At 30.5% G+C, this 20000-nt stretch carries 20 protein-coding genes and 1 riboswitch; of the genes, 1 reads left to right on the top strand and 19 read right to left on the bottom strand.

Going from position 1 to position 20000, the window contains the following annotated elements; translation table 11 throughout:
- Positions 1-46: 46 nt before the first annotated feature.
- Together I4V16_RS03570 and I4V16_RS03575 are read right to left on the bottom strand one after the other, a co-directional pair.
- Entirely contained in the window at positions 47-1696 is a 1650-nt protein-coding gene (locus I4V16_RS03570) for a DAK2 domain-containing protein (RefSeq protein WP_099329164.1), read from the bottom strand.
- Positions 1697-1707: 11 nt separating this feature from the next.
- Positions 1708-2058 carry an Asp23/Gls24 family envelope stress response protein gene (locus I4V16_RS03575; protein WP_027097498.1) on the bottom strand — a complete coding sequence of 117 codons (351 nt, stop codon included), beginning with the start codon at positions 2056-2058 and terminating at the stop codon, positions 1708-1710.
- A 197-nt stretch (positions 2059-2255) separates the two neighbouring features.
- Here I4V16_RS03575 and rpmB point away from each other — a divergent pair, with 197 nt between their 5' ends.
- Entirely contained in the window at positions 2256-2447 is a 192-nt protein-coding gene (gene rpmB, locus I4V16_RS03580) for a 50S ribosomal protein L28 (RefSeq protein ID WP_027097497.1), read from the top strand.
- Between the two features lie 272 nt (positions 2448-2719).
- Here the strand turns inward: rpmB and I4V16_RS03585 are convergent, their stop codons facing one another.
- The 17 genes from I4V16_RS03585 to I4V16_RS03665 form a co-directional block, all read right to left on the bottom strand.
- The gene (locus tag I4V16_RS03585; RefSeq protein ID WP_049176865.1) at positions 2720-3355 is read right to left on the bottom strand and encodes a thiamine diphosphokinase; all 636 of its coding nucleotides are present in this window, start codon (positions 3353-3355) and stop codon (positions 2720-2722) included.
- Positions 3355-4005: a ribulose-phosphate 3-epimerase gene (gene rpe, locus I4V16_RS03590; protein ID WP_049176863.1), complete on the bottom strand. Its 651-nt coding sequence runs from the start codon at positions 4003-4005 to the stop codon at positions 3355-3357. The genes I4V16_RS03585 and rpe overlap by 1 nt, the downstream gene beginning before the upstream one ends.
- Positions 3999-4868, bottom strand: coding sequence for a ribosome small subunit-dependent GTPase A (gene rsgA, locus I4V16_RS03595; RefSeq protein ID WP_049176860.1), 870 nt, complete (start codon positions 4866-4868; stop codon positions 3999-4001). The genes rpe and rsgA overlap by 7 nt, the downstream gene beginning before the upstream one ends.
- Before the next feature lie 110 nt (positions 4869-4978).
- Positions 4979-6946, bottom strand: a complete 1968-nt coding sequence (gene pknB, locus I4V16_RS03600; protein WP_195572613.1) for a Stk1 family PASTA domain-containing Ser/Thr kinase — start codon at positions 6944-6946, stop codon at positions 4979-4981.
- 1 nt (position 6947) lies between these two features.
- A complete protein-coding gene (locus I4V16_RS03605) occupies positions 6948-7667 on the bottom strand; it encodes a Stp1/IreP family PP2C-type Ser/Thr phosphatase (protein ID WP_195572615.1) in 720 nt (239 codons plus the stop codon).
- A 20-nt stretch (positions 7668-7687) separates the two neighbouring features.
- Positions 7688-8731 (bottom strand): 23S rRNA (adenine(2503)-C(2))-methyltransferase RlmN, encoded by a 1044-nt coding sequence (gene rlmN, locus I4V16_RS03610; protein WP_195572617.1) that lies wholly within the window; start codon positions 8729-8731, stop codon positions 7688-7690.
- A gap of 8 nt (positions 8732-8739) precedes the next feature.
- On the bottom strand, positions 8740-10059 hold the full coding sequence (gene rsmB, locus I4V16_RS03615; protein WP_195572619.1) for a 16S rRNA (cytosine(967)-C(5))-methyltransferase RsmB: 1320 nt from the start codon (positions 10057-10059) through the stop codon (positions 8740-8742).
- Positions 10060-10071: 12 nt separating this feature from the next.
- Complete coding sequence (locus tag I4V16_RS03620) at positions 10072-10761, bottom strand: zinc metallopeptidase (protein ID WP_195617837.1); 690 nt, start codon at positions 10759-10761, stop codon at positions 10072-10074.
- A 14-nt stretch (positions 10762-10775) separates the two neighbouring features.
- Entirely contained in the window at positions 10776-11702 is a 927-nt protein-coding gene (fmt, locus tag I4V16_RS03625) for a methionyl-tRNA formyltransferase (RefSeq protein ID WP_195617835.1), read from the bottom strand.
- 18 nt (positions 11703-11720) lie between these two features.
- Entirely contained in the window at positions 11721-12164 is a 444-nt protein-coding gene (gene def, locus I4V16_RS03630; RefSeq protein WP_195572625.1) for a peptide deformylase, read from the bottom strand.
- A gap of 11 nt (positions 12165-12175) precedes the next feature.
- The gene (gene priA, locus I4V16_RS03635) at positions 12176-14383 is read right to left on the bottom strand and encodes a primosomal protein N' (protein ID WP_195572627.1); all 2208 of its coding nucleotides are present in this window, start codon (positions 14381-14383) and stop codon (positions 12176-12178) included.
- Positions 14384-14428: 45 nt separating this feature from the next.
- Entirely contained in the window at positions 14429-15619 is a 1191-nt protein-coding gene (gene coaBC, locus I4V16_RS03640; protein ID WP_195617830.1) for a bifunctional phosphopantothenoylcysteine decarboxylase/phosphopantothenate--cysteine ligase CoaBC, read from the bottom strand.
- 2 nt (positions 15620-15621) lie between these two features.
- Positions 15622-15840, bottom strand: coding sequence for a DNA-directed RNA polymerase subunit omega (gene rpoZ, locus I4V16_RS03645; RefSeq protein WP_027097484.1), 219 nt, complete (start codon positions 15838-15840; stop codon positions 15622-15624).
- Positions 15833-16456, bottom strand: coding sequence for a guanylate kinase (gmk, locus tag I4V16_RS03650; protein WP_195966522.1), 624 nt, complete (start codon positions 16454-16456; stop codon positions 15833-15835). The genes rpoZ and gmk overlap by 8 nt, the downstream gene beginning before the upstream one ends.
- Position 16457: 1 nt before the next feature.
- Positions 16458-16727: a DUF370 domain-containing protein gene (locus I4V16_RS03655; RefSeq protein ID WP_027097482.1), complete on the bottom strand. Its 270-nt coding sequence runs from the start codon at positions 16725-16727 to the stop codon at positions 16458-16460.
- A gap of 19 nt (positions 16728-16746) precedes the next feature.
- Positions 16747-17628 carry a YicC/YloC family endoribonuclease gene (locus tag I4V16_RS03660; protein ID WP_049176845.1) on the bottom strand — a complete coding sequence of 294 codons (882 nt, stop codon included), beginning with the start codon at positions 17626-17628 and terminating at the stop codon, positions 16747-16749.
- Between the two features lie 768 nt (positions 17629-18396).
- Positions 18397-19764: an NCS2 family permease gene (locus I4V16_RS03665; protein ID WP_049176843.1), complete on the bottom strand. Its 1368-nt coding sequence runs from the start codon at positions 19762-19764 to the stop codon at positions 18397-18399.
- Between the two features lie 80 nt (positions 19765-19844).
- Positions 19845-19942, bottom strand: a riboswitch (purine riboswitch).
- Positions 19943-20000 lie beyond the last annotated feature (58 nt).

Consider the following 20000-nt stretch of genomic DNA (forward strand, 5'->3'; position numbering starts at 1 on the left):
ACTCCTTATATAACAAAAAGCACCCAAGGTGCTTTTTGAAAGAAATTTATTCTACTGATATAAAGAAATAATAAAGTGGTTGATCTCCCTTATAACATTGAACATCACACTCATCATACTTTTCTTCTAGTTTAGAAATAAAATCATTTACTTCATCTTCATTTATATCTTCACCATAGAAAACAGTTATAAGTTCACTATCTTCATCAACCATGTTTTCGATAACTTTTTCAGCTACTTCATAAGTATCTGCTCCAACTTCCTTAATCTTACCTTCGATTAATCCAAGTTTGTTACCTGCTTCTACCTTTTGGTTGCTTCCTTCTAATTCAGTATCTCTTACAGCGTAAGTTACTGAACCAGTTTTAACAGACTTCATTAATTCCTTTAATTCTTCTTCATTTTCATCAACTTCTGCTTCTTGGTTAAACATAGTTACACAAGTAATACCTTGTGGTATTGAAGTTGTTGGAATTACTCTAACATCCTTCTCTGATATTTCTGAAGCTTGGTTTGCTGCCATAACAATATTCTTATTGTTTGGTAATATAAAAATATGTTCAGCATTTAGTTTGTTTACACATTCTAGTATATCTTGAGTTGATGGATTCATAGTCTGACCACCTTCAATTACGTAGTCAACTCCTAAATCCTTAAAGATATTTGATATACCTTCTCCCATAGCTACAGTAACAAATGCATATTTTTTAGCTTCTGCAGCTACTTCTTCATGTGCTTCTACTTCAGCATTAGCATATTCTTCTTCACTCATAAGAAGTTCTCTGTGTTCTTCTCTCATATTATCTATCTTAATCTTAGATAATTCTCCTAATTTTACTGCCTTTGCTAATACATCTCCAGGATCATTTGTATGGATATGAACCTTAATTACATCATCATAACCAACAACTATCATTGAGTCCCCTAGTGGTTCAATTTCATCTTGGAATGCTTTTGCATTGCTTGCATCACCTAAAATTATAAATTCTGTACAATATCCAAATTTAATGTCAGCTTCTGCAGTAGATTTTGCACCAACTGCTCCACCTTCGCTTACCTTTATATCCTTAACTTCAGCTTGAATTCCTTCTTTTAATGCAGCTGTCATACCTGAAAGGATTATGTATAATCCCATTCCTCCTGAGTCAACTACCTTAGCTTTCTTTAAAGCTGGTAATAAATCTGGTGTCTTATCAAGCATAATTTTTGCAGCTTTTGTAGCTTCATCCATTAAATCTGCAACATCTGTCGCTTCAATTTCAATAGCTGCTTCTGCTGTTGCTCTTATTACTGATAGGATAGTACCTTCTGTTGGTCTCATTACAGCCTTATATGCTGAATTTGATCCTTCTTTTAACGCCACAGCAATTTGAGCAGCATCTGCCTCTTCTAATCCTTCTAATCCCTTTGATATACCTCTTAATATTTGAGAAAGGATAACTCCAGAGTTACCTCTTGCTCCCATTAAAGCACCTTTAGCTAGCTTTTTAGAAACTTCTCCAATTGAAGTTGAGTTTATATTTTCAATTTCTTTAACTGCTGCCTTGAATGTCATAGACATATTAGTTCCTGTATCTCCATCTGGAACAGGGAAAACATTTAAAGAATTTACAAAATCGCTTTCCTCAGCCAATCTATTACTAGCATTCACGACCATGTTATAAAAATCACGGCCATTTATTGATTTATATTCCATCAGATTACCTCCTAGACTCTTACCGCTTGAACATTAACTGTTATAGAAGAAACCTTTAATCCTGTAAAGTTTTCTACATTGTAACGTACCTTTTGTACTATATTGTTTGCAATAACGGAAATCTTAGTTCCGTATTCCACCATAACAAATAATTCTATATTTAACTTCTCATCTTCTGTAAGAGTTAACTTTACTCCCTTGCTTAAATTTTCAACTCTCATTAGTTCCCAAAAACCTTCAGTAGCGTTCTTAGATACCATTCCAACAACACCATAGCATTCCATAGTTGATAAACCAACTATTTTTGCTAAAACCTCATCAGAGTAATGTATATATCCATTTTCTTTAGAAAATCCAACCATTACAATTCCTCCTCATACTATCCTTAACTTCTATTTTATCTTAGAAATATATTTTATTCAAGAATTATCTACCACAATAGCTATCTCACCTCAATTTATTTTATATTTTACTTGCAAATATTATACTACATGTGGTAAAATCGTATTTGTCCTATTGAAGAGAACTTTATCTTCACTATATAAGGAGGTGTTTTCAAGTGGCAAGAAGATGCGAAGTATGTAATAAAGGTGTTGTTTCTGGAGTACAGTACAGCCATTCACATCGTCAATCAAAGAGAACTTGGGCTCCTAACATAAAGAGAGTAAAGGCTTTAGTTAACGGAACACCAAAGACAGTTCACGTATGTACAAGATGCCTTAGATCTGGTAAGGTTCAAAGAGCAATATAAGTTCAAATAGAAAAATGCAATGCTTAAGCAATGCATTTTTTTATGCTTTAAAAAGCCGGAAGTTTATAACTTCCGGCTTTTTCTATTTTTTATTCATTTTAAAGTTATGTATTATTTTTTTCTTCTAAAGAACCTTATAAAACTCGAAATGAATCTTGGTAATTTTATAGCTACTATCTTCATAAAATCCTCCCATTTAAATTATTAAAAAACCACCAAATTTTCTCTTTACTCTATTGTATGAACAAAAAGTCAATTTGGTGATTACTTTTTTAATCTTTAGGAAAATTTACTAAAATTAATCCACTTTCAAATGTAATTCTTATATCTTCATCCAAGAACTCATTACATATAGCTCTAGGCTCCAACAATTTCATATCATAGTCCTTTAATTTATACTTTCCACCTATTATATTAAGTTTTTTAACCTCATCACTTAAAGCATGAAAGCTAATTGTTTCTCCATAACTTCCTTTAAAAGTTGCTTCTTTGTTTACAACAAACATTCTATTATTATCATCAATAATTTCTAAATGAACATTATCAATTATCGAATTCCTAAAAAGTCCTAAGTTGCCAAGCATATGATCAACTCTTGTGCCTGTTGCTCCAAACAAAAGGATTTTATCTGCCCCATTTTCAATAGCTGTAATATACCCCAAATGAGTGTCAGAATAATCTTTTTCTGAATTATAAGTTAATATATGAGTATTTTTACTATTTAATACCTCATATACATCCTTATTTATAGAATCAAAGTCACCTAAGGCTAAGTCTATATGAATATCATATTCAACTAATGCATTGCATCCTTTATCTACTCCAATTATAAAATCACCTTTTTGGATATAGCTCTTTAGTAACTTTTCTGATGGAGGTGTTCCACCACTTACAATAATTGCTCTCATTAAACACTTTCCTTTAATAATTTAATGTTTTCTTCAATCTTATTGTCCTTAAATACTGCTGATCCTGCAACAACAACAGTAGCTCCAGCTTCAACAATTTCTTTTATGTTATTAGCTCCCACACCACCATCAACTTGTATCATTAAATCATTGTTATATTTTTTCTTAAATTCATTTACTTCTCTTATCTTTTCAAGAGAATAATCAATAAACTTTTGACCTCCAAAGCCTGGATTTACAGACATAATTAGAACCATATCTAATTGAGGTATTAAATCCTTTATAAGGCATACAGGTGTACCTGGATTTAATGCTAGTCCTACTTTTACTCCTTTAGATTTCACATATTGTATTGCTCTATCTATATGTACCTCTGATTCATAGTGAATTGTAATTAAATCTGAACCTGCTTCTACAAAGTCATCTATAAATCTAGTTGGGTTTTCAACCATTAAATGAACATCAAAAACCTTATCACTCTTATCTCTTAGAGCTTTAACAACAGGAGCACCTATTGTTATATTAGGAACAAATGCTCCATCCATTACATCTATATGTATCCAGTCAGCACCTGCTTCAGATACCCTCTTAACATCCTCTCCTAGTTTTGCAAAATCTGCTGATAATATTGACGGTGATATTTTTACCATCTATATTTCCTCCCCTCAAGTATTTCTTCTAATGTTCTTATATAAAATTCATATCTATGTTTATTAATTTTACCTTCTTCAACAGCTTCCTTTATTGCACATCCTGGTTCTTTATGATGTAAACATCCCCTAAACTTACATTCATTATTAAGCTCTTCAAACTCAGGGAAACAATATTTTAAATCATCTTTATCAATAAAAGTTACATCTAATGTAGAGAATCCTGGTGTATCTACAATATATCCACCTGACACATCTATAATTTCACTATGTCTTGTAGTATGTCTACCTCTACCTATTTTTTCACTAACAATACCTGTTTCCATGTGCTCTCTATCACTTAAGGTATTTATTAATGTAGATTTTCCCGCACCCGATGGACCACACAAAACAGTTATATTGTCCTTCATTCTTTCTTTAAGTAACTCTATACCTTCACCTTTTTTTGCATTTATATAAAGCACTTCATATCCAATATCATTAATTTTCTTCTTTACTTCTTCTCTTTCTTCATCTGTTACTAAATCTATTTTATTTAAACATACTATTGCTTCAATATTATTACTTTCGCATAGTACTAAAAATCTATTTAATAAGTCAAAATTTAAATCTGGATTTTTTATAGCAAATACAACAAAAGCTAATGTTACATTTGCAACTGTAGGTCTAATAAGTTCTGATTTTCTTTCATGAATATCTTCTATTACACCTTTGCCATTCTCAATTTTTATTGTAACATCATCTCCAACCATAGGTTTCATATCCTTATGACGGAATTTTCCTCTTGCTTTACACTCTATTATTCCTTCAGATGTTTTTATATAATAAAAGCCACCTATACCTTTAATTATTTTTCCTTCCATATTTCCTCCATGATTGTATTTCTATTATATATAATAACCAGATTTAATCTATAATTGCAATTAAAATATAAAAAGAATGTATCATTTTATTATGATACATTCTTTTTCACCTATTCTTTCGGTTCTGTACTTGTTTTAAGAATTATCTTGTCACTCTTCTTAACTTTTGAAGTAGGATCCCATGATGTTACTTTCTCATTAGGGTCTCCTTGAATTTCTACATTCTTATATCCTGCATTCATTAATGCGCTCTTAGCATCTGCTCCAGTCATATCTGTTAATTTAACACCTTGTAAAATGTTATTTACATATACCTCTTCTTCTTTTGGTTCCTCATATCTTCCAACTGTTAGAGTAATCTTTGTTCCTTCTTCTACCCTTACACCAACTTGATGAGATGCTTCTAATACAACACCATCTTCTTCCTTGTTGTGAGTAACAATATACTTAGGATCTTCGTTATCCAAGTTTACTTCAGCTAGTTTTCTTATTGCTTTATCAAGCTTTAATCCTTTAACTTGTGGCATTGTTGCATATTTAGTTTCTTTTCCTTTACTAACCACTATAGTTATAGCAGTATCTTCAGTTATTTCTTCATCTTTTTCAGGATTTGTACTTATTACTTTACCTTTTTCTATATCATCTGAAAACTCGTACTTAACATCATAGTTTTTCAAATTTAGTTTATCTAAAGTAGCTTTTGCATCTGTTTCAGTTTCTTCAACTAAATTTGGCATTTTTATCTTAGTAACGCCTGCACTAGTTATAACTCTTATCTCAGATCCTTTTTCAACTTCTTTTCCTGCTTCAGGATCAAATTTAATTACAGTGCCTTCTTCTTCATCACTCTTTTCAGTTCCTGCATCTACATACTCTAATCCTGCATCTTCAATTGCTTTTTTAGCTTCTTCAAGAGTCATTCCTTTTAAATCTGGAACCTTAACAGTTTTAGCAGCTGAGAATCCTCCAGATATAGCAAATGCTCCTACACCTAATAAAAGTAATCCTACAACTACAGCTACACCTATTATTAAGTTTTTATAAGATTTTTTCTTTTTCTTCTTACCATCATACTCTTCATCGTCATCATCTTCATCATAGTAGTCATCATCATAATACTCATCATCTTCATCATCTTCATAATACTCATCTTCTAAAGCTTTATTAACAGACTTAGTATTATCTGGTGCATTTACACTACCCATGATTATTGTGTGTTCATTTTCTTCATTTTCAACAACATTATTAATTACAGCATTAGGATCTTCCTTAATCTTTTGAAGATCATTAATAATATCTCTAGCATTTTGATATCTCATACCCGGATCTTTTTCCATAGCCTTTATAATTAATTTATTAAGACTTTCAGGTATTTTCGAATTAATTTGTTTTGGTGGCACTACCTCTTCTTGTATATGTTTTAAAGCTATTGTTACTGGAGAATCAGCTTCAAAAGGGACCTTCCCAGTAACCATTTCATACAATACAACTCCTAGAGAGTATAGATCCGTTCTATTATCAACTAAAGTTCCTTTAGCTTGTTCTGGAGAAAAATAATGTGCAGATCCCATTATAGTTGTTGTATTTGTAAGAGTAGCAGAACTTGTTGATTTAGCTATACCAAAATCAGTAACCTTTATTAAACCTTCTTCTGTAACCAAAATATTTTGAGGCTTAACATCCCTATGAATAATATTATTTTTATGAGCACATTCTAATGCTTTTGCAATTTGAATAGCTATAGTAATTGCAGTTTCATAATTTAATTTACCAAACTGTTTTATCAACTCTTTTAAAGTTTTGCCCTTAACATACTCCATAACTATATAGTTAACATCATCTTGGCTTCCAACATCTAAAATATTTACTATATTGTTATCTGAAAGTGCTGCTATAGCAGTTGCTTCTCTTTTAAATTTATTTACTATATCTTCGTTATCTGACATCTCTTTCTTCAGTACTTTTACAGCTACATATCTATTAAGCTTGTTGCATCTAGCTTTATAAACAATAGACATGCCACCTTCGCCTATTTTTTCTTCTATCTCGTACCTATTACCTAAAACTTCTCCTATCATCTTACATCTCTCCTCCAAACAACAAAACTGTTATGTTATCTCTTCCACCTTTATACTTTGCTATATTAACAAGTCTTTCACAGGCTAATGATAAATCTTTTTCTTCATTAATTACTTCGATGATATCTTCTTTAGTAAGTTCATTGGTTAATCCATCTGAACACAATACATATTTATTATATTTGTTTTCAATTATATCAAATATGTCAACATCTACCTTATCACTCGTACCAATTGCCCTAGTTATAATATTCTTTTTGGGATGATTAGCAGCCTCATTTTCAGAAATCGATCCAGAATCAACTAGCTCTTGCACCAAAGAGTGATCCTTTGTTATTTTTATAATTTCATTATTAGTAATGCCAAAACAAGAGCTATCACCTACATTAGCTATTTTTATCCAATCCTTAGTAATTAAACAAGCAGTTATTGTTGTCCCCATTCCACTTAAACAATCATTTTTTAATGAATGTAAATAGATATCTTTATTAACTTTTTCTATTGCATTTTTTAACACAACATCTTTAGTATTTTCACTGAAATTCTCTCCAACATAGTTTACGATTCCTTCTGCTGCCATCTTACTAGCGACTTCACCAGCATTATGTCCACCCATTCCATCTGCAACAACATAAATTTTAAAATCATTGCATTCTAAGTACTTGGCATAATCTTCATTTAAGTTTCGGACCATACCTATATCGCTCACCATACCTACCATACAATCTCCCCCCTTTTTAGTTATACTAGCTTAATATCATTCTCTTTTATGTAACTTCTTCTTAATTGTCCACAGGCCGCATTAATATCGCTTCCCATTTCTCTTCTAACAGTTACTTCTACACCAGTATTTTTTAATATATTTTCAAAGTTTTGAATTGTCTTTTCTGAAGACCTTTTAAAACTATTTTCTTTAACTTCATTTACAGGGATTAAGTTTACATGACATAACATTCCTTTTAGTAATTTTCCTAAAGCCTTTGCATCTTCACTTCCATCATTAACGTCTTTTACTAAAGAGTATTCAAATGTTATTCTTCTCTTAGTTTTTTCTATGTAGTAATTACATGCATCTAATATTTCTTTTATTGAATATTTATTAGCTATTGGCATAATTTCTTTTCTTTTTTCATCGTTGAAAGCATGAAGCGAAATTGCTAGTGTTATGCTTAGCCCCTTATCTGCTAATTCATACATTTTAGGCACAATTCCACATGTAGAAAGAGTTATATGCCTTTGACCTATGTTTAATCCATAATCTGCATTTACTATTTCTAAGAATTTCATTACATTATCAAAATTATCTAGTGGCTCTCCACTTCCCATTAAAACAATATTAGAAATTCTTTCCCCAGTAATCTTCTGAGCGACTAATATTTGCGAAATTATTTCACCTGCAGTAAGATTTCTTATTCTTCCCTCTAGGGTGGAGGCACAGAATTTACATCCCATTCTGCACCCTACTTGTGTAGAAACACATATTGAATTCCCATGTTTATACTTCATTATTACTGTTTCTATTAAATTACCATCATTAAAAGCTAATAATAACTTTTTAGTACCATCTAATTTTGAAATATATTCTTCCTCAACCTTTGGAATTCCAAAATAAAAGTTATTGCTTAATTTATCTTTTAAGTTCTTTGGAATATTTTTCATTTCTTCAAAATTCCATATTTCTTTATATATCCAAGAAATCACTTGTTTTGCTCTAAAGGCACTTTCTCCATTTTCTTTCATCCAAGTTGATAACTCTTCTTGTGTATAATCTAATATATTCTCCATAGTTTCTCCTAGTTTTTCTTAATCTTAGCTACAAAGAACCCATCCATATATTCATTTGGTAATATTGTTAAAGTTCCCATTTGGTCGTAACAAAGATTTGCGCCCTTACCTATAAACACCTTTTCTATAGTTGCATCTTTGTGCTTACTTAAGAACCACTTAATATTTTCTTCATTTTCTTCTTTATTTAAAGTACAAGTTGAATATACCATAACTCCACCTGTCTTTAAATATTCCCAAGCATTTTCAAGAATTTCTCTTTGAACTTCTACTATTTCCTTTAAGTCTTTTCTCTTTTTAGTCCACTTTATTTCAGGTTTTTTTCTTATTATTCCTATACCTGAACAAGGCACATCTAGTAATACTCTATCAGCATAAGATACTAATTTAGCATCAAGCTTAGTAGCATCCATTTGTGCTAACTTTATGTTTGTTATTCCAAGTCTTTCATAGTTTTCTTTAACTAATTCTAACTTATTTTCGTGCAAATCAAAGCCTAACACTTCACCTGTATTATTTAATAATTCACCTATATGAGTAGTCTTACCTCCTGGTGCACAACATAAATCTAGTACCTTCATACCTTCTTCTAAGTCAAGTAAAGGTGAGATAAGCATTGCACTTTCATCTTGTACTGTTATTTTTCCATCTACAAAAGCCTGATTATTTTCAATTCCCTTTCCACCTTTTATAGATATAGCTTCAGGACAAATGCAACCTTCCTCTATATTATATCCAGCTTCCTCAAGTTCTTCATATACCTCTTCATAATCTCCTTTAATGCTATTTACTCTAACAGTCATCTTTGGAGTATTATTTAATCCTTCTAGTATTTCAAGTGCTTCATGTTCACCATATTGTTTTATAAACATTCTAACCATCCATGGTTCAAATGATAAATCAAAGGCTATTTCATCAATTTTATTTCTAAATACAATATCAAATTTACCTTCTTTTTTAACAAAGTTTCTTAAAATACCATTTACTAACTTTGAATCTTTATCTGATATTTCTTTTGCTTCTTCTACTGCTTCATTACATGCAGCATATGAAGGTACCTTATCAAGATAGTTCATTTGGTATACTGCTACTCTTAAAATATTTAATATTTTTTTATCCATTATAGATATATCTTTTACAAAAGAAGCTATTATAGTATCTATAGTCTTTAATCTTCTTAAAGTTCCATATACTATTTCTGTAACTAATGCTTTATCCTTATCTGATAAATCAGAATTATTTAACTCATTAGATAAAATTATATTTGAATATGCTCCTTCATTTATTATTCTTTCTAGTATATTTATTGCTACTTTTCTACAGTTCATATCGCTACCTCTTTAATCATCTCTTCTACTTATTAAAATTAAACGCACTAATTGTAACACTGCCATTAATGCTGCTGCCACATAAGTCAATGCTGCTGCTCTTAATACCTTTTTCGCACCATCAACTTCATCACCATATAATATTCCTCTACTATTTAAAATTCCAAGGGCCCTACTAGATGCATTAAATTCTACTGGCAAAGTAATTAGTTGAAAAATTACCGTTGCTGAGAATAAGAATATCCCTATTGTTACTAATGGCTTAAATGAAAAGAATATACCTGCAAAAAATAATACCCATGAAAAAGAACTACTAAAATTCACTGCTGGTACTATTGCATTTCTTATAATAAGTGGACTATATTCTTGCTGGTATTGTATTGCATGACCTACTTCGTGTGCTGCAATTCCTGCTGCTGCAATAGTTGACCCATTATATACCTCTGGTGATAGTCTTATTACACCAGCTCTAGGATCATAATGATCTCCTAAGCTTCTTTCACATCTTTCGATTGAAATTCCTTGAAGTCCTGCTTCATTTAGCATCATTCTTGCTACTTGTTCACCAGTATATCCATTTAAGCTTCTAACTCTTTTATACTTATTAAATGCTGAATTCACCATCATTTGAGCTATAAAACTTAAAATAACTGCTGGTATTAATATTAAGAATGTAGGGTCAATGTAATATCCATAAGGCATCTTTAACCACTCCTCTATCCTAATTTTTCTTTTTTCTCAATCTTATGCCCATTTATATACTGTTCTATGGTTAAAGGCTTTCCATTTGGAAGTTGAATTTTTTTTATTAGCAGAACATTACTTCCACATGAAACCTTCATACCTTCCTTTGTTGCACTAATAATTGTACCTGGTTCTTCTTTACTTTCTTCATTAAGTGGATTACTTTCATAAATTTTCATTCTTTCACCCTTAAAGTTTGTAAAAGCTACCGGCCACGGATTTAACCCTCTTATAATATTATGAATATCTTTAGCACTATCATTCCAATTTATCTCTGCTATCTCTTTATTAAGCATTTTTGCATAGAATGTTTCATCGCTTTGCTTTTCTGGAATTATAGTATGGTCCTTAATCCCTTCAATAGTATTAACTAAAAGGTCTGCTCCTCTATCCTTAAGTATATCATATAGTTCACCAGCAGTCATATTCTCTGGTATCTCTACTTCATCCTTTAATAACATATCTCCGGTATCTAAACCAACATCCATAAGCATAGTTGTATTTCCAGACTTCTTTTCACCTTTAATTATTGCCCAGTTTATAGGTGCCGCACCTCTATACATTGGTAATAAAGATCCATGTAGATTAATGCATCCATGCTTAGGTATATCTAACACTTCTTTTGTTAATATTTGACCAAAAGCAACAACTATTATAAAGTCAGGATTAATAGATTTTAACTTTTCTATCATATCTCTATCATCCTTAAGCTTTAAGGGTTGATACACCTCTATATTATTTTCTAACGCAACTTCCTTAACTGGTGAAAAGGCTACTTTTTTACCTCTTCCCTTTGGTCTATCTGGCTGTGTAAATACTGCACAAACATCATATTTTTCAATTAGCTTTTTTAATGAAGGAACAGCAAAATCAGGTGTTCCCATAAAAACTATCTTCATAAGTTACCCTCCAGTTTTCTACTTTAAGTGATCTACAAATAACACTCCATTTAAGTGGTCATTTTCATGGCATATTGCTCTTGCTAATAATTCCTCTGCCTCTAAAATAAATTCTTCACCTTTTTCATTTAAAGCCTTTACTTTAACATAGTTAGGTCTTTCAACATCTTCAGAAACTCCTGGTACACTTAGGCATCCTTCTTCTCCTATTTGAGATCCCCCTACCTCTAGTATTTCAGGATTTATGAATACTCTTGGACCATAATCATCATATACATCTATGACAAAAATTCTCTTTAAAATTCCAACTTGTGGTGCAGCAAGACCTACTCCATCTGCATCATACATAGTATCTATCATATCTTCTATTAATGTTAAAGTACGCTCATTTATAACATCAACATTTCTACACTTCTTTCTTAAAACTTCATCGCCTTTAGTTCTTATATTTCTAATTGCCATTTTCCATCCTCCTAAGTCATATTATTTGGATTAATATCCATACTAATTCTTATTTCATTATATACACTCTTATTCAATTCATAAAGTATATCTTTTATTTTTAACTTTAAATTATTATCTAAGTTCCCTTTAATAATTATTTGCCATCTATAGTTATCCTTCAGCTTGGTTATTATACATGGTACAGGTCCTAATATTTGAATATCTTCCCTACTATCTAGTAGTTTTCTCAAACTTTCTCCTACCTTATTCATAAATTCTTTTAATTTCCCTTCATCTTTACTAATAGAATTTATTAAAAAGATAGTACTAAAAGGTGGATAATTCATTATTTTTCTAACCTTTATCTCTTCATTATAAAGATCATTATAATTGTTTTCTATGGCATATTGAAGGCTTAAGCTATTTGGAGTATAAGTTTGTATGACTACTTTACCCTTCTTTTCTCCTCTACCAGCACGGCCAGCCACTTGCGTTATTATTTGATAAGTACGCTCTGAAGACCTATAATCAGGAATATTTAATGATATATCAGCAGCTAATACCCCTACTAATGTTACATTCTTAAAATCTAGCCCTTTTGATACCATTTGTGTACCAATAAGAATATCTCCTTCTCCACTTTTAAAAGCATTATATATATTTTCATGAGAATCCTTACTTCTTGTTGTATCGACATCCATCCTCATTACCCTAGCTTTCGGAAAATACTTTTTCACCTCTTCTTCCACTCTTTGAGTTCCTGCCCCAAAAAACTTAACATACTTACTTCCACACTCTGGACACACCTTTTGTTCCCTCTGTGCTCTACCGCAATAATGGCATATTAAATATCCATTTTTATGATAAGTCATTGATAAATCACACTCTGGACATTTAAAAACATAACCACAACTTCTACATGAAACAAAACTTGAAAAACCTCTTCTATTTAAAAATAAAATTATTTGTTCTTTCCTTTCCAAAGTTTCTTTCATCTCATTATATAAGCTTCTACTTAATAGTGACAAATTTCTAGATTTTAATTCTTCTCTCATATCCACTATTTCCATTTGTGGAAGTGGTCTATTACTTACTCTATTTTTTATTTCTACTAATTCCAGCTTTCCATTTAAGGCCTCATAGTACGTTTCAATAGATGGAGTCGCTGATCCTAAAATATATTTACACCCTTTTATTTCACTAAGAAATTTTGCTACTTCTTTAGTTGAATATTTTGGATTTTGTTCAGATTTATATGTGTTTTCATGTTCTTCATCAATAATTATTATTCCTAGATTATCTAAAGGTAAGAATATTGCACTCCTTGCACCTACTACAAGTCTTGCTTCTCCTTTTTTTATTCTATACCATTCATCAAACCTTTCACCTTGAGATAATTTACTATGAAATAATGCAACATTCTTACCAAATCTACCTTTAAACCTTTCTATCATTTGAGGTGTTAATGATATTTCTGGAACAAGAACTATTGCTGATTTTCCTTCTTTTAAAGTTTCACCTACTAAATTCATGTAAACCTCAGTTTTTCCTGAACCTGTAACCCCTTTTAAAAGAAATCCCTTTTTATCCGAATTAAGTATCTTATTAAAAGCATTTTTTTGTTCATCATTTAGAACATTTTTACTTTCTTCTATATAACTTCTAGTATTATATCTGTAAACAACTCTGTCTTCTGTTAGTAAATAACCATTTTCTATTAATTTATTTAATGAATATGATGATAAAGAATAATCATTAATTATTTCACTTTTAGTTAATTCTCCATTCTTTTCTTTTATTAAATTAACTATTTTCACATAATTATCTTTATCTTTAAACATTCCATCTAGTTCTTTATTAAAAACAATTACTGTTTTTTTCTTATTTTTAATTCCTTTTGATAATCCAGAAGGAATTATTGTTCTTATTGCATCTATGTATTTACAAAGATAGTTTTCTCGTAAGAAATCAATTAACCTTAAATCGTCTCTTGTTAAAATAGGAATATCATCAAGTATTGAAGAAATATATTTTATTTTTTTAACATTTTCTATCCCTTCGCACTTTAAACCTAGAACAAATGCTTCAGTAGGTTTATTTTTAACTCCAAAAGGAACCTTTACCCTATGTCCTACCTCTATTATATCAAGTAATTCTTCCTTAACTTTATAAGTGAAGGGTCTATCAATTTCTATTGCATCACTATTTATTATAACTTCAGCATATAATTCAAACAATTACCCTCACTCCTTTTAGGTGTATAATATGAGAAAAAGCGCATTTTAGCGCTTTCCTCCTATAATGTCAAATAAATTTCTAGCCACTTCCCTTTTACTCATTTTCTCTAGGGAAAGCTCTTGTCCTTCTCTTGTAACGATAGTTACTCTATTGTCATTTGAAGCAAATCCACTATCTTTTGATGTAATATCATTTGCTACAATATAATCTAAATTCTTTTTAATAAGCTTACCTTTAGCATTTTCAATAACATTTTGACTTTCAGCTGCAAACCCAACTAAAATTTGTCCTGACTTTTTCTCTCCTAATTCCTTTAAAATATCATTGTCTCTAGTAAGAATTATTTCAAGATCGCCATTTCCCTTTTTAATTTTGTTTTCACTGTACTCTTTAGCCTTATAATCAGCAACTGCTGCTGACTTAATAACAATATCAGAAGTTTCAAAATGCTTTAAAACCTCACTTCTCATTTCTTCATTAGTGTTAATTTTAATTACATTTATTCCATATGGTGCAGCTTCATTTGTAGGTCCTGAAACAAGAACTACTTCTGCCCCTCTATCTCTTGCTTCTTCAGCTATTGCATATCCCATTTTACCTGTAGATCTATTTGAAATAAATCTAACTGGATCTATATTGGCTCTAGTTGGTCCTGCTGTTACAAGAACCTTTTTGCCTATTAAATCTTTCTTATCATAAAGTTCACTTAGAACTTTTTCTACTATATCTGAAGCAGGTGCTAACTTTCCTTTTCCCTCATCGCCGCATGCAAGCCTACCACTAGCTGGTTCAATAAATTCATACCCTAACTTTTTAAGTTTGGCTATATTTTCTTGAACTATAGGGTTCGTATACATATTAGTGTTCATAGCTGGTGCAAATACGACTTTAGCCCTAGTTGCCATTATAGTAGTTGAAAGCATATCATCTGCAATACCATTTGCAACTTTTCCTATAATATTTGCTGTAGCTGGTGCTACTAAAAACACATCTGCCCTTTTAGCTAAACTAATATGTTGTATTTCCCAAGCCTTAGGCTCTGCAAACATATCTGTTGTAACAATATTTTGGCTCATAGATTGAAAAGTAAGAGGCGTTACAAACTCGGTAGCTGACTTTGTCATTATAACTCTAACATCTACATCTTTTTTTCGTAGTGCACTTATAACATCCAAGGCCTTATATACAGCAATGCCTCCAGTTACACCTAAAACAACACACCTTTTATTTTCCATGATTACTTAGTTGATTCCTTTACTCTCTCATATCCAACTGCGCCATCATTTACTTCATTTATTGCAATAGTTAAAGCCTTTTTAGAATCTACATCTACTAATTGTTTAGAACCGTCTATTAACTGTCTAGCTCTTTTTGATGTCACTATTACTAGTGAATATCTATCTTCTACCTTTTTTAATAAATCTACTACTGATGGATTAATCATTGAATTACTCATGACTTATGCCCTCCTCTAAATTCAAAATTGTTCCTTGTATTCTATCAACTCTACATTTTTCTGCAGCTAGTATATTTTCAATCTTATTTACTGCATTTTCTACAGTATCATTAACTACTGCATAATTATATTTAGAAATATAGTTAATTTCTTGATAAGCTGAATTAAATCTTCTCATTAAAGATTCTGGCGTTTCACTTCCTCTATTAATGATTCTTTGTTTTAATTCTTCCATTGAAGGCGGAAGTATAAATATAAATACCCCTTCTTCAGTATTTTCTTTTACTTTTAATGCACCTTGTATATCTATTTCAAGAATTACATCTTTTCCAGTGTCTAAAAGTTCTTGTACATTTGACTTAGGTGTACCATAACAATTACCATATACCTCAGCCCACTCTAAAAAATCATCTTCTTCTACTTTCTTTAAAAACTCATCCTTATTTAAGAAGTAGTAGTTAACTCCATGAACCTCACCTTGTCTTGGCTCTCTAGTTGTAGCAGAAACAGAAAGGTGTATATCTTTATGTTTTTCTAAAAGTGCTTTACATATTGTACCTTTTCCTGCACCTGAAGGACCAGAAATAACTATTAAAACTCCCTTGTTTTTTGCCATATTAATCTTCAACCTCGTCTTCTACTTCATCCTTTGTAGATAATCTATGAGCTACTGTTTCTGGTTGAACAGCAGATAATATTACATGATCTGAATCTGTTATTATAACTGCTCTTGTTCTTCTTCCATATGTTGCATCAATTAGCATTCCTCTATCTCTTGCTTCCTGAATAATTCTTTTTATTGGTGCTGATTCAGGACTAACAATTGCCACTAATCTATTTGCAGAAACTATGTTCCCAAAACCAATATTAATTAATTTAATACCCATGTTCTAATCCTCCTAATTATTATTCAATATTTTGAACTTGTTCTCTTATTTTTTCTAATAAGTTCTTTATGTTAATGACTATATTTGTCATACCCATATCATTAGCTTTTGATCCAATAGTATTAGTTTCCCTATTCATTTCTTGAACTATAAAATCAAGTTTTCTACCTATTGGTTCATTTAATTCTAGTGTTTTTCTCATTTGATTTATATGGCTATTAAGTCTTGTAATTTCTTCATCTACAGCAGCTTTATCTGCAAAAATGGCAACTTCTGTAGCTATTCTTTCTTCATCTAATTTAATGCCACTAGTTAATTCCTTTATTCTATCTTCTAATTTACGTTTGTAATTTACAGGGACATTTTCTGCTATTTCTTCAATTTCCTTAACATTTGCTTCTATATCAGATAACTTACATAAAATATCTTCCTTTAACTTTTCTCCCTCACTTACTCTCATATCATTCATCATTTCTAATGACGATATAACAAGAGGTTTTATTTCCGTTAAAATTTCTTCTAGATTTTCTTCTTCAGCTTCTAAAGTTAAAACATCTGGAAATCTTGATATTCTTGTAGCTGTTATATCATTAACAACTCCTAAAGTTTCTGATATTTCCTTTAAACACTCATAATATCCCTTAGCAAGATCCATATTTACTTTAGGAAGAGCATTGCTTTTACTATAGCCTTTAAAGTTTATAAAAACATCTACCTTACCTCTATTTAGATAATTATTAATTATTTTTCTCACTTCATCTTCTAAAGCAATCATAAATTTAGGCATTCTTATATTAACATCAAGATATCTGTTATTCACACTTTTCATTTCTATAGAAAATAAGTGTTCTTTCCCTTCTTCGCTTTGAGCTCTTCCAAAGCTAGTCATACTTTTAGCCATAATTATTCACTTCCCTCTCCCTTATTATAGACTCATATTAATTTATTTTTCTTTACCAGTCAACGCTTTGTTAACAGAATGTTTACATTTATTCTTTTTCTTTTCTCCTCTAAACTTTATAGCAACCCTTCAGGTCACTCCACTTATTTTTAATAACTTTTATATTATAATCCTCATGACATTATCTCCAACTTCAAATAGAAAACTAACAACACTACTGTTTATCTTTTATTTTTTTGCCATCTCCACAAATAGTATTCTAAATTTTAATTTCACAAACAGAACTTACTCATTAAAATTTCTAAAGCTTGTCTAAGAAAAATCTTGCAGAGTCATATATTTTATTTTCCATTCTTAAGGAGCAAACAAACTTTATCAATATCAAACCATTGAAGCTAACTACAATTTAATTTGAATTATAATTTACTAAGGAGTAAAAAACATTTTATCAACTTTTCTTTTTCTAAATAAAATCTATGAAGCCCCATTATAGCTACATATTTATATATTTATATACTTATATATTTATATATTGTTATATTTATTTCTTTAAATCTTTAAAACAATATTTAAATATTTATTTATATGCAATAAAATTTAAAGCATTTAATTTAGAGCATCCCTATTAAGAAATCTCTAGAGCAAACTCTTTATTCTTAACTACTCTCACCACAATTATTTTCTTTTATCCATTTAATTATAGCTCAATCAAAAAAACAAAAAGTGGTTATACCCATAAAGGATATAACCACTTAATTACTATAATAATTAGATAAATATTAATTTCAATAAGAATAAGAATGCAAGTATTATCATTACCCAAGATACTTTCTTCTTATCTTCCTTAACAAAGAATGCATTGTATATTAAATTAATTGCTACATAAGCAATTACACCAAATGTTAAACCATCACCAATGCTATATGCAAGAGGCATCATAGCAATTGTAATAAACGCTGGAACACCTTCTGTTAAATCATCGAAATCGATATTCTTAACTGATCCTAACATTAAATATCCAACATAGATTAATGCTGGTGCAGTTGCACATGAAGGAATTGCTATAAATATTGGAGAGAAGAACATTGCTAATAAGAATAAAACACCTGTTGTTATTGCAGTCCATCCTGTTCTACCACCTGCAGCTACACCTGTTGAACTTTCAACATAAGTTGTAACTGTAGATACTCCTAAACAAGCCCCAGCTGTTGTACCAATAGCATCAACTAATAAAGCTTTACCCGCATTAGGAACATTTCCATTCTCATCTAACATATTAGCTCTTGAGCAAACACCAACTAATGTACCAACTGTATCAAAGAAATCTACAAATAAGAATGTACAAACTACAACAAAGAAACTACCAATTGTTGTTGGATGTAACATATATCCAAAATCAATCTTACCAGCTATAGGTCCTATACTTTCAAATTTAAAAATCCCTTCTGGAAGATAAATACCAAGTGATGCTGCATAGGCAGGATCAAACTTTGCATATCCCCAAGCTACTAAAGTTGATACTAATATACCAATAAGAATTGATCCTTTAACACCTTTTTTATCAAGTACTGCAATAATTAATAGTCCTAATAAAGCAATTAAAAATGTAGGTGATGTAAATCTACCAAGTGCAACTAATGTACTATCATTGTTAACAACAATTCCAGAACCTTGTAATCCAATAAATGCTATAAATAAACCAATACCTGCAGTAACTGCATATTTCATGTTTTTAGGAATTGCATTTACAACAGCTTCACGTACTTTAAATAATGATAAAAGAATAAAAATGATACCTTCTACAAATACTGCTGTTAAAGCTATTTCCCAAGGAATTTTATTTTGTCCTACTACTGTAAATGCAAAATATGCATTTAATCCCATACCAGATGCTAATGCAAATGGTAAATTAGCGAAAACACCCATTAAAATTGTAGATAAACCCGCAGCTAAACAAGTAGCTGTAACTAAAGCTCCTGCATCCATTCCTGCAGCACTTAAAATATTAGGATTTACCGCTATGATATAAGCCATAGTTAAGAATGTAGTAATACCTGCCATGATTTCCCTTTTGAAATCAACATTTTCGTTTGTGAAGATTTCTAATAATCTTCTTTTTTGTTTAACGTCTTGCATTTTTCTCCTCCTAAATAATAAAAAGGTCCTTATGAGCTAGAGAAAAGCAACAACTCATAAAGACCTTTTAAAATTTAATAATATACATTCAGTCCACTCATAGTCAGATATTTACGGTATCTGGTAGAAACTGTGACCCTTATTGACACATTATATGAGTTATTCGCTTTACGAATATTATTATATAATGTCCAAGTAATAACTGTCAATAGAAACGTATGAAATTCATATATATT

This window comes from Clostridium sp. 1001283B150210_160208_E6 (genome assembly GCF_015669365.1).
GTDB lineage: Bacteria > Bacillota > Clostridia > Clostridiales > Clostridiaceae > Clostridium > Clostridium paraputrificum.

What these genes read in the sequence shown, in the direction of transcription:
- I4V16_RS03655 (WP_027097482.1), bottom strand. Translation starts at nt 16,727, where the DNA reads ATGGGTATTAAATTAATTAATATTGGTTTTGGGAACATAGTTTCTGCA.
- coaBC (WP_195617830.1), bottom strand. Translation starts at nt 15,619, where the DNA reads ATGGAAAATAAAAGGTGTGTTGTTTTAGGTGTAACTGGAGGCATTGCT.
- rsgA (WP_049176860.1), bottom strand. Translation starts at nt 4,868, where the DNA reads ATGGAAGGAAAAATAATTAAAGGTATAGGTGGCTTTTATTATATAAAA.
- I4V16_RS03665 (WP_049176843.1), bottom strand. Translation starts at nt 19,764, where the DNA reads ATGCAAGACGTTAAACAAAAAAGAAGATTATTAGAAATCTTCACAAAC.
- pknB (WP_195572613.1), bottom strand. Translation starts at nt 6,946, where the DNA reads ATGATAGGAGAAGTTTTAGGTAATAGGTACGAGATAGAAGAAAAAATA.
- fmt (WP_195617835.1), bottom strand. Translation starts at nt 11,702, where the DNA reads ATGAAGATAGTTTTTATGGGAACACCTGATTTTGCTGTTCCTTCATTA.
- gmk (WP_195966522.1), bottom strand. Translation starts at nt 16,456, where the DNA reads ATGGCAAAAAACAAGGGAGTTTTAATAGTTATTTCTGGTCCTTCAGGT.
- I4V16_RS03570 (WP_099329164.1), bottom strand. Translation starts at nt 1,696, where the DNA reads ATGGAATATAAATCAATAAATGGCCGTGATTTTTATAACATGGTCGTG.
- def (WP_195572625.1), bottom strand. Translation starts at nt 12,164, where the DNA reads ATGGCAATTAGAAATATAAGAACTAAAGGCGATGAAGTTTTAAGAAAG.
- rlmN (WP_195572617.1), bottom strand. Translation starts at nt 8,731, where the DNA reads ATGGAGAATATATTAGATTATACACAAGAAGAGTTATCAACTTGGATG.
- rpe (WP_049176863.1), bottom strand. Translation starts at nt 4,005, where the DNA reads ATGGTAAAAATATCACCGTCAATATTATCAGCAGATTTTGCAAAACTA.
- I4V16_RS03575 (WP_027097498.1), bottom strand. Translation starts at nt 2,058, where the DNA reads ATGGTTGGATTTTCTAAAGAAAATGGATATATACATTACTCTGATGAG.
- rsmB (WP_195572619.1), bottom strand. Translation starts at nt 10,059, where the DNA reads ATGAACTGTAGAAAAGTAGCAATAAATATACTAGAAAGAATAATAAAT.
- I4V16_RS03660 (WP_049176845.1), bottom strand. Translation starts at nt 17,628, where the DNA reads ATGGCTAAAAGTATGACTAGCTTTGGAAGAGCTCAAAGCGAAGAAGGG.
- rpoZ (WP_027097484.1), bottom strand. Translation starts at nt 15,840, where the DNA reads ATGAGTAATTCAATGATTAATCCATCAGTAGTAGATTTATTAAAAAAG.
- I4V16_RS03585 (WP_049176865.1), bottom strand. Translation starts at nt 3,355, where the DNA reads ATGAGAGCAATTATTGTAAGTGGTGGAACACCTCCATCAGAAAAGTTA.
- I4V16_RS03605 (WP_195572615.1), bottom strand. Translation starts at nt 7,667, where the DNA reads ATGGTAGGTATGGTGAGCGATATAGGTATGGTCCGAAACTTAAATGAA.
- I4V16_RS03620 (WP_195617837.1), bottom strand. Translation starts at nt 10,761, where the DNA reads ATGCCTTATGGATATTACATTGACCCTACATTCTTAATATTAATACCA.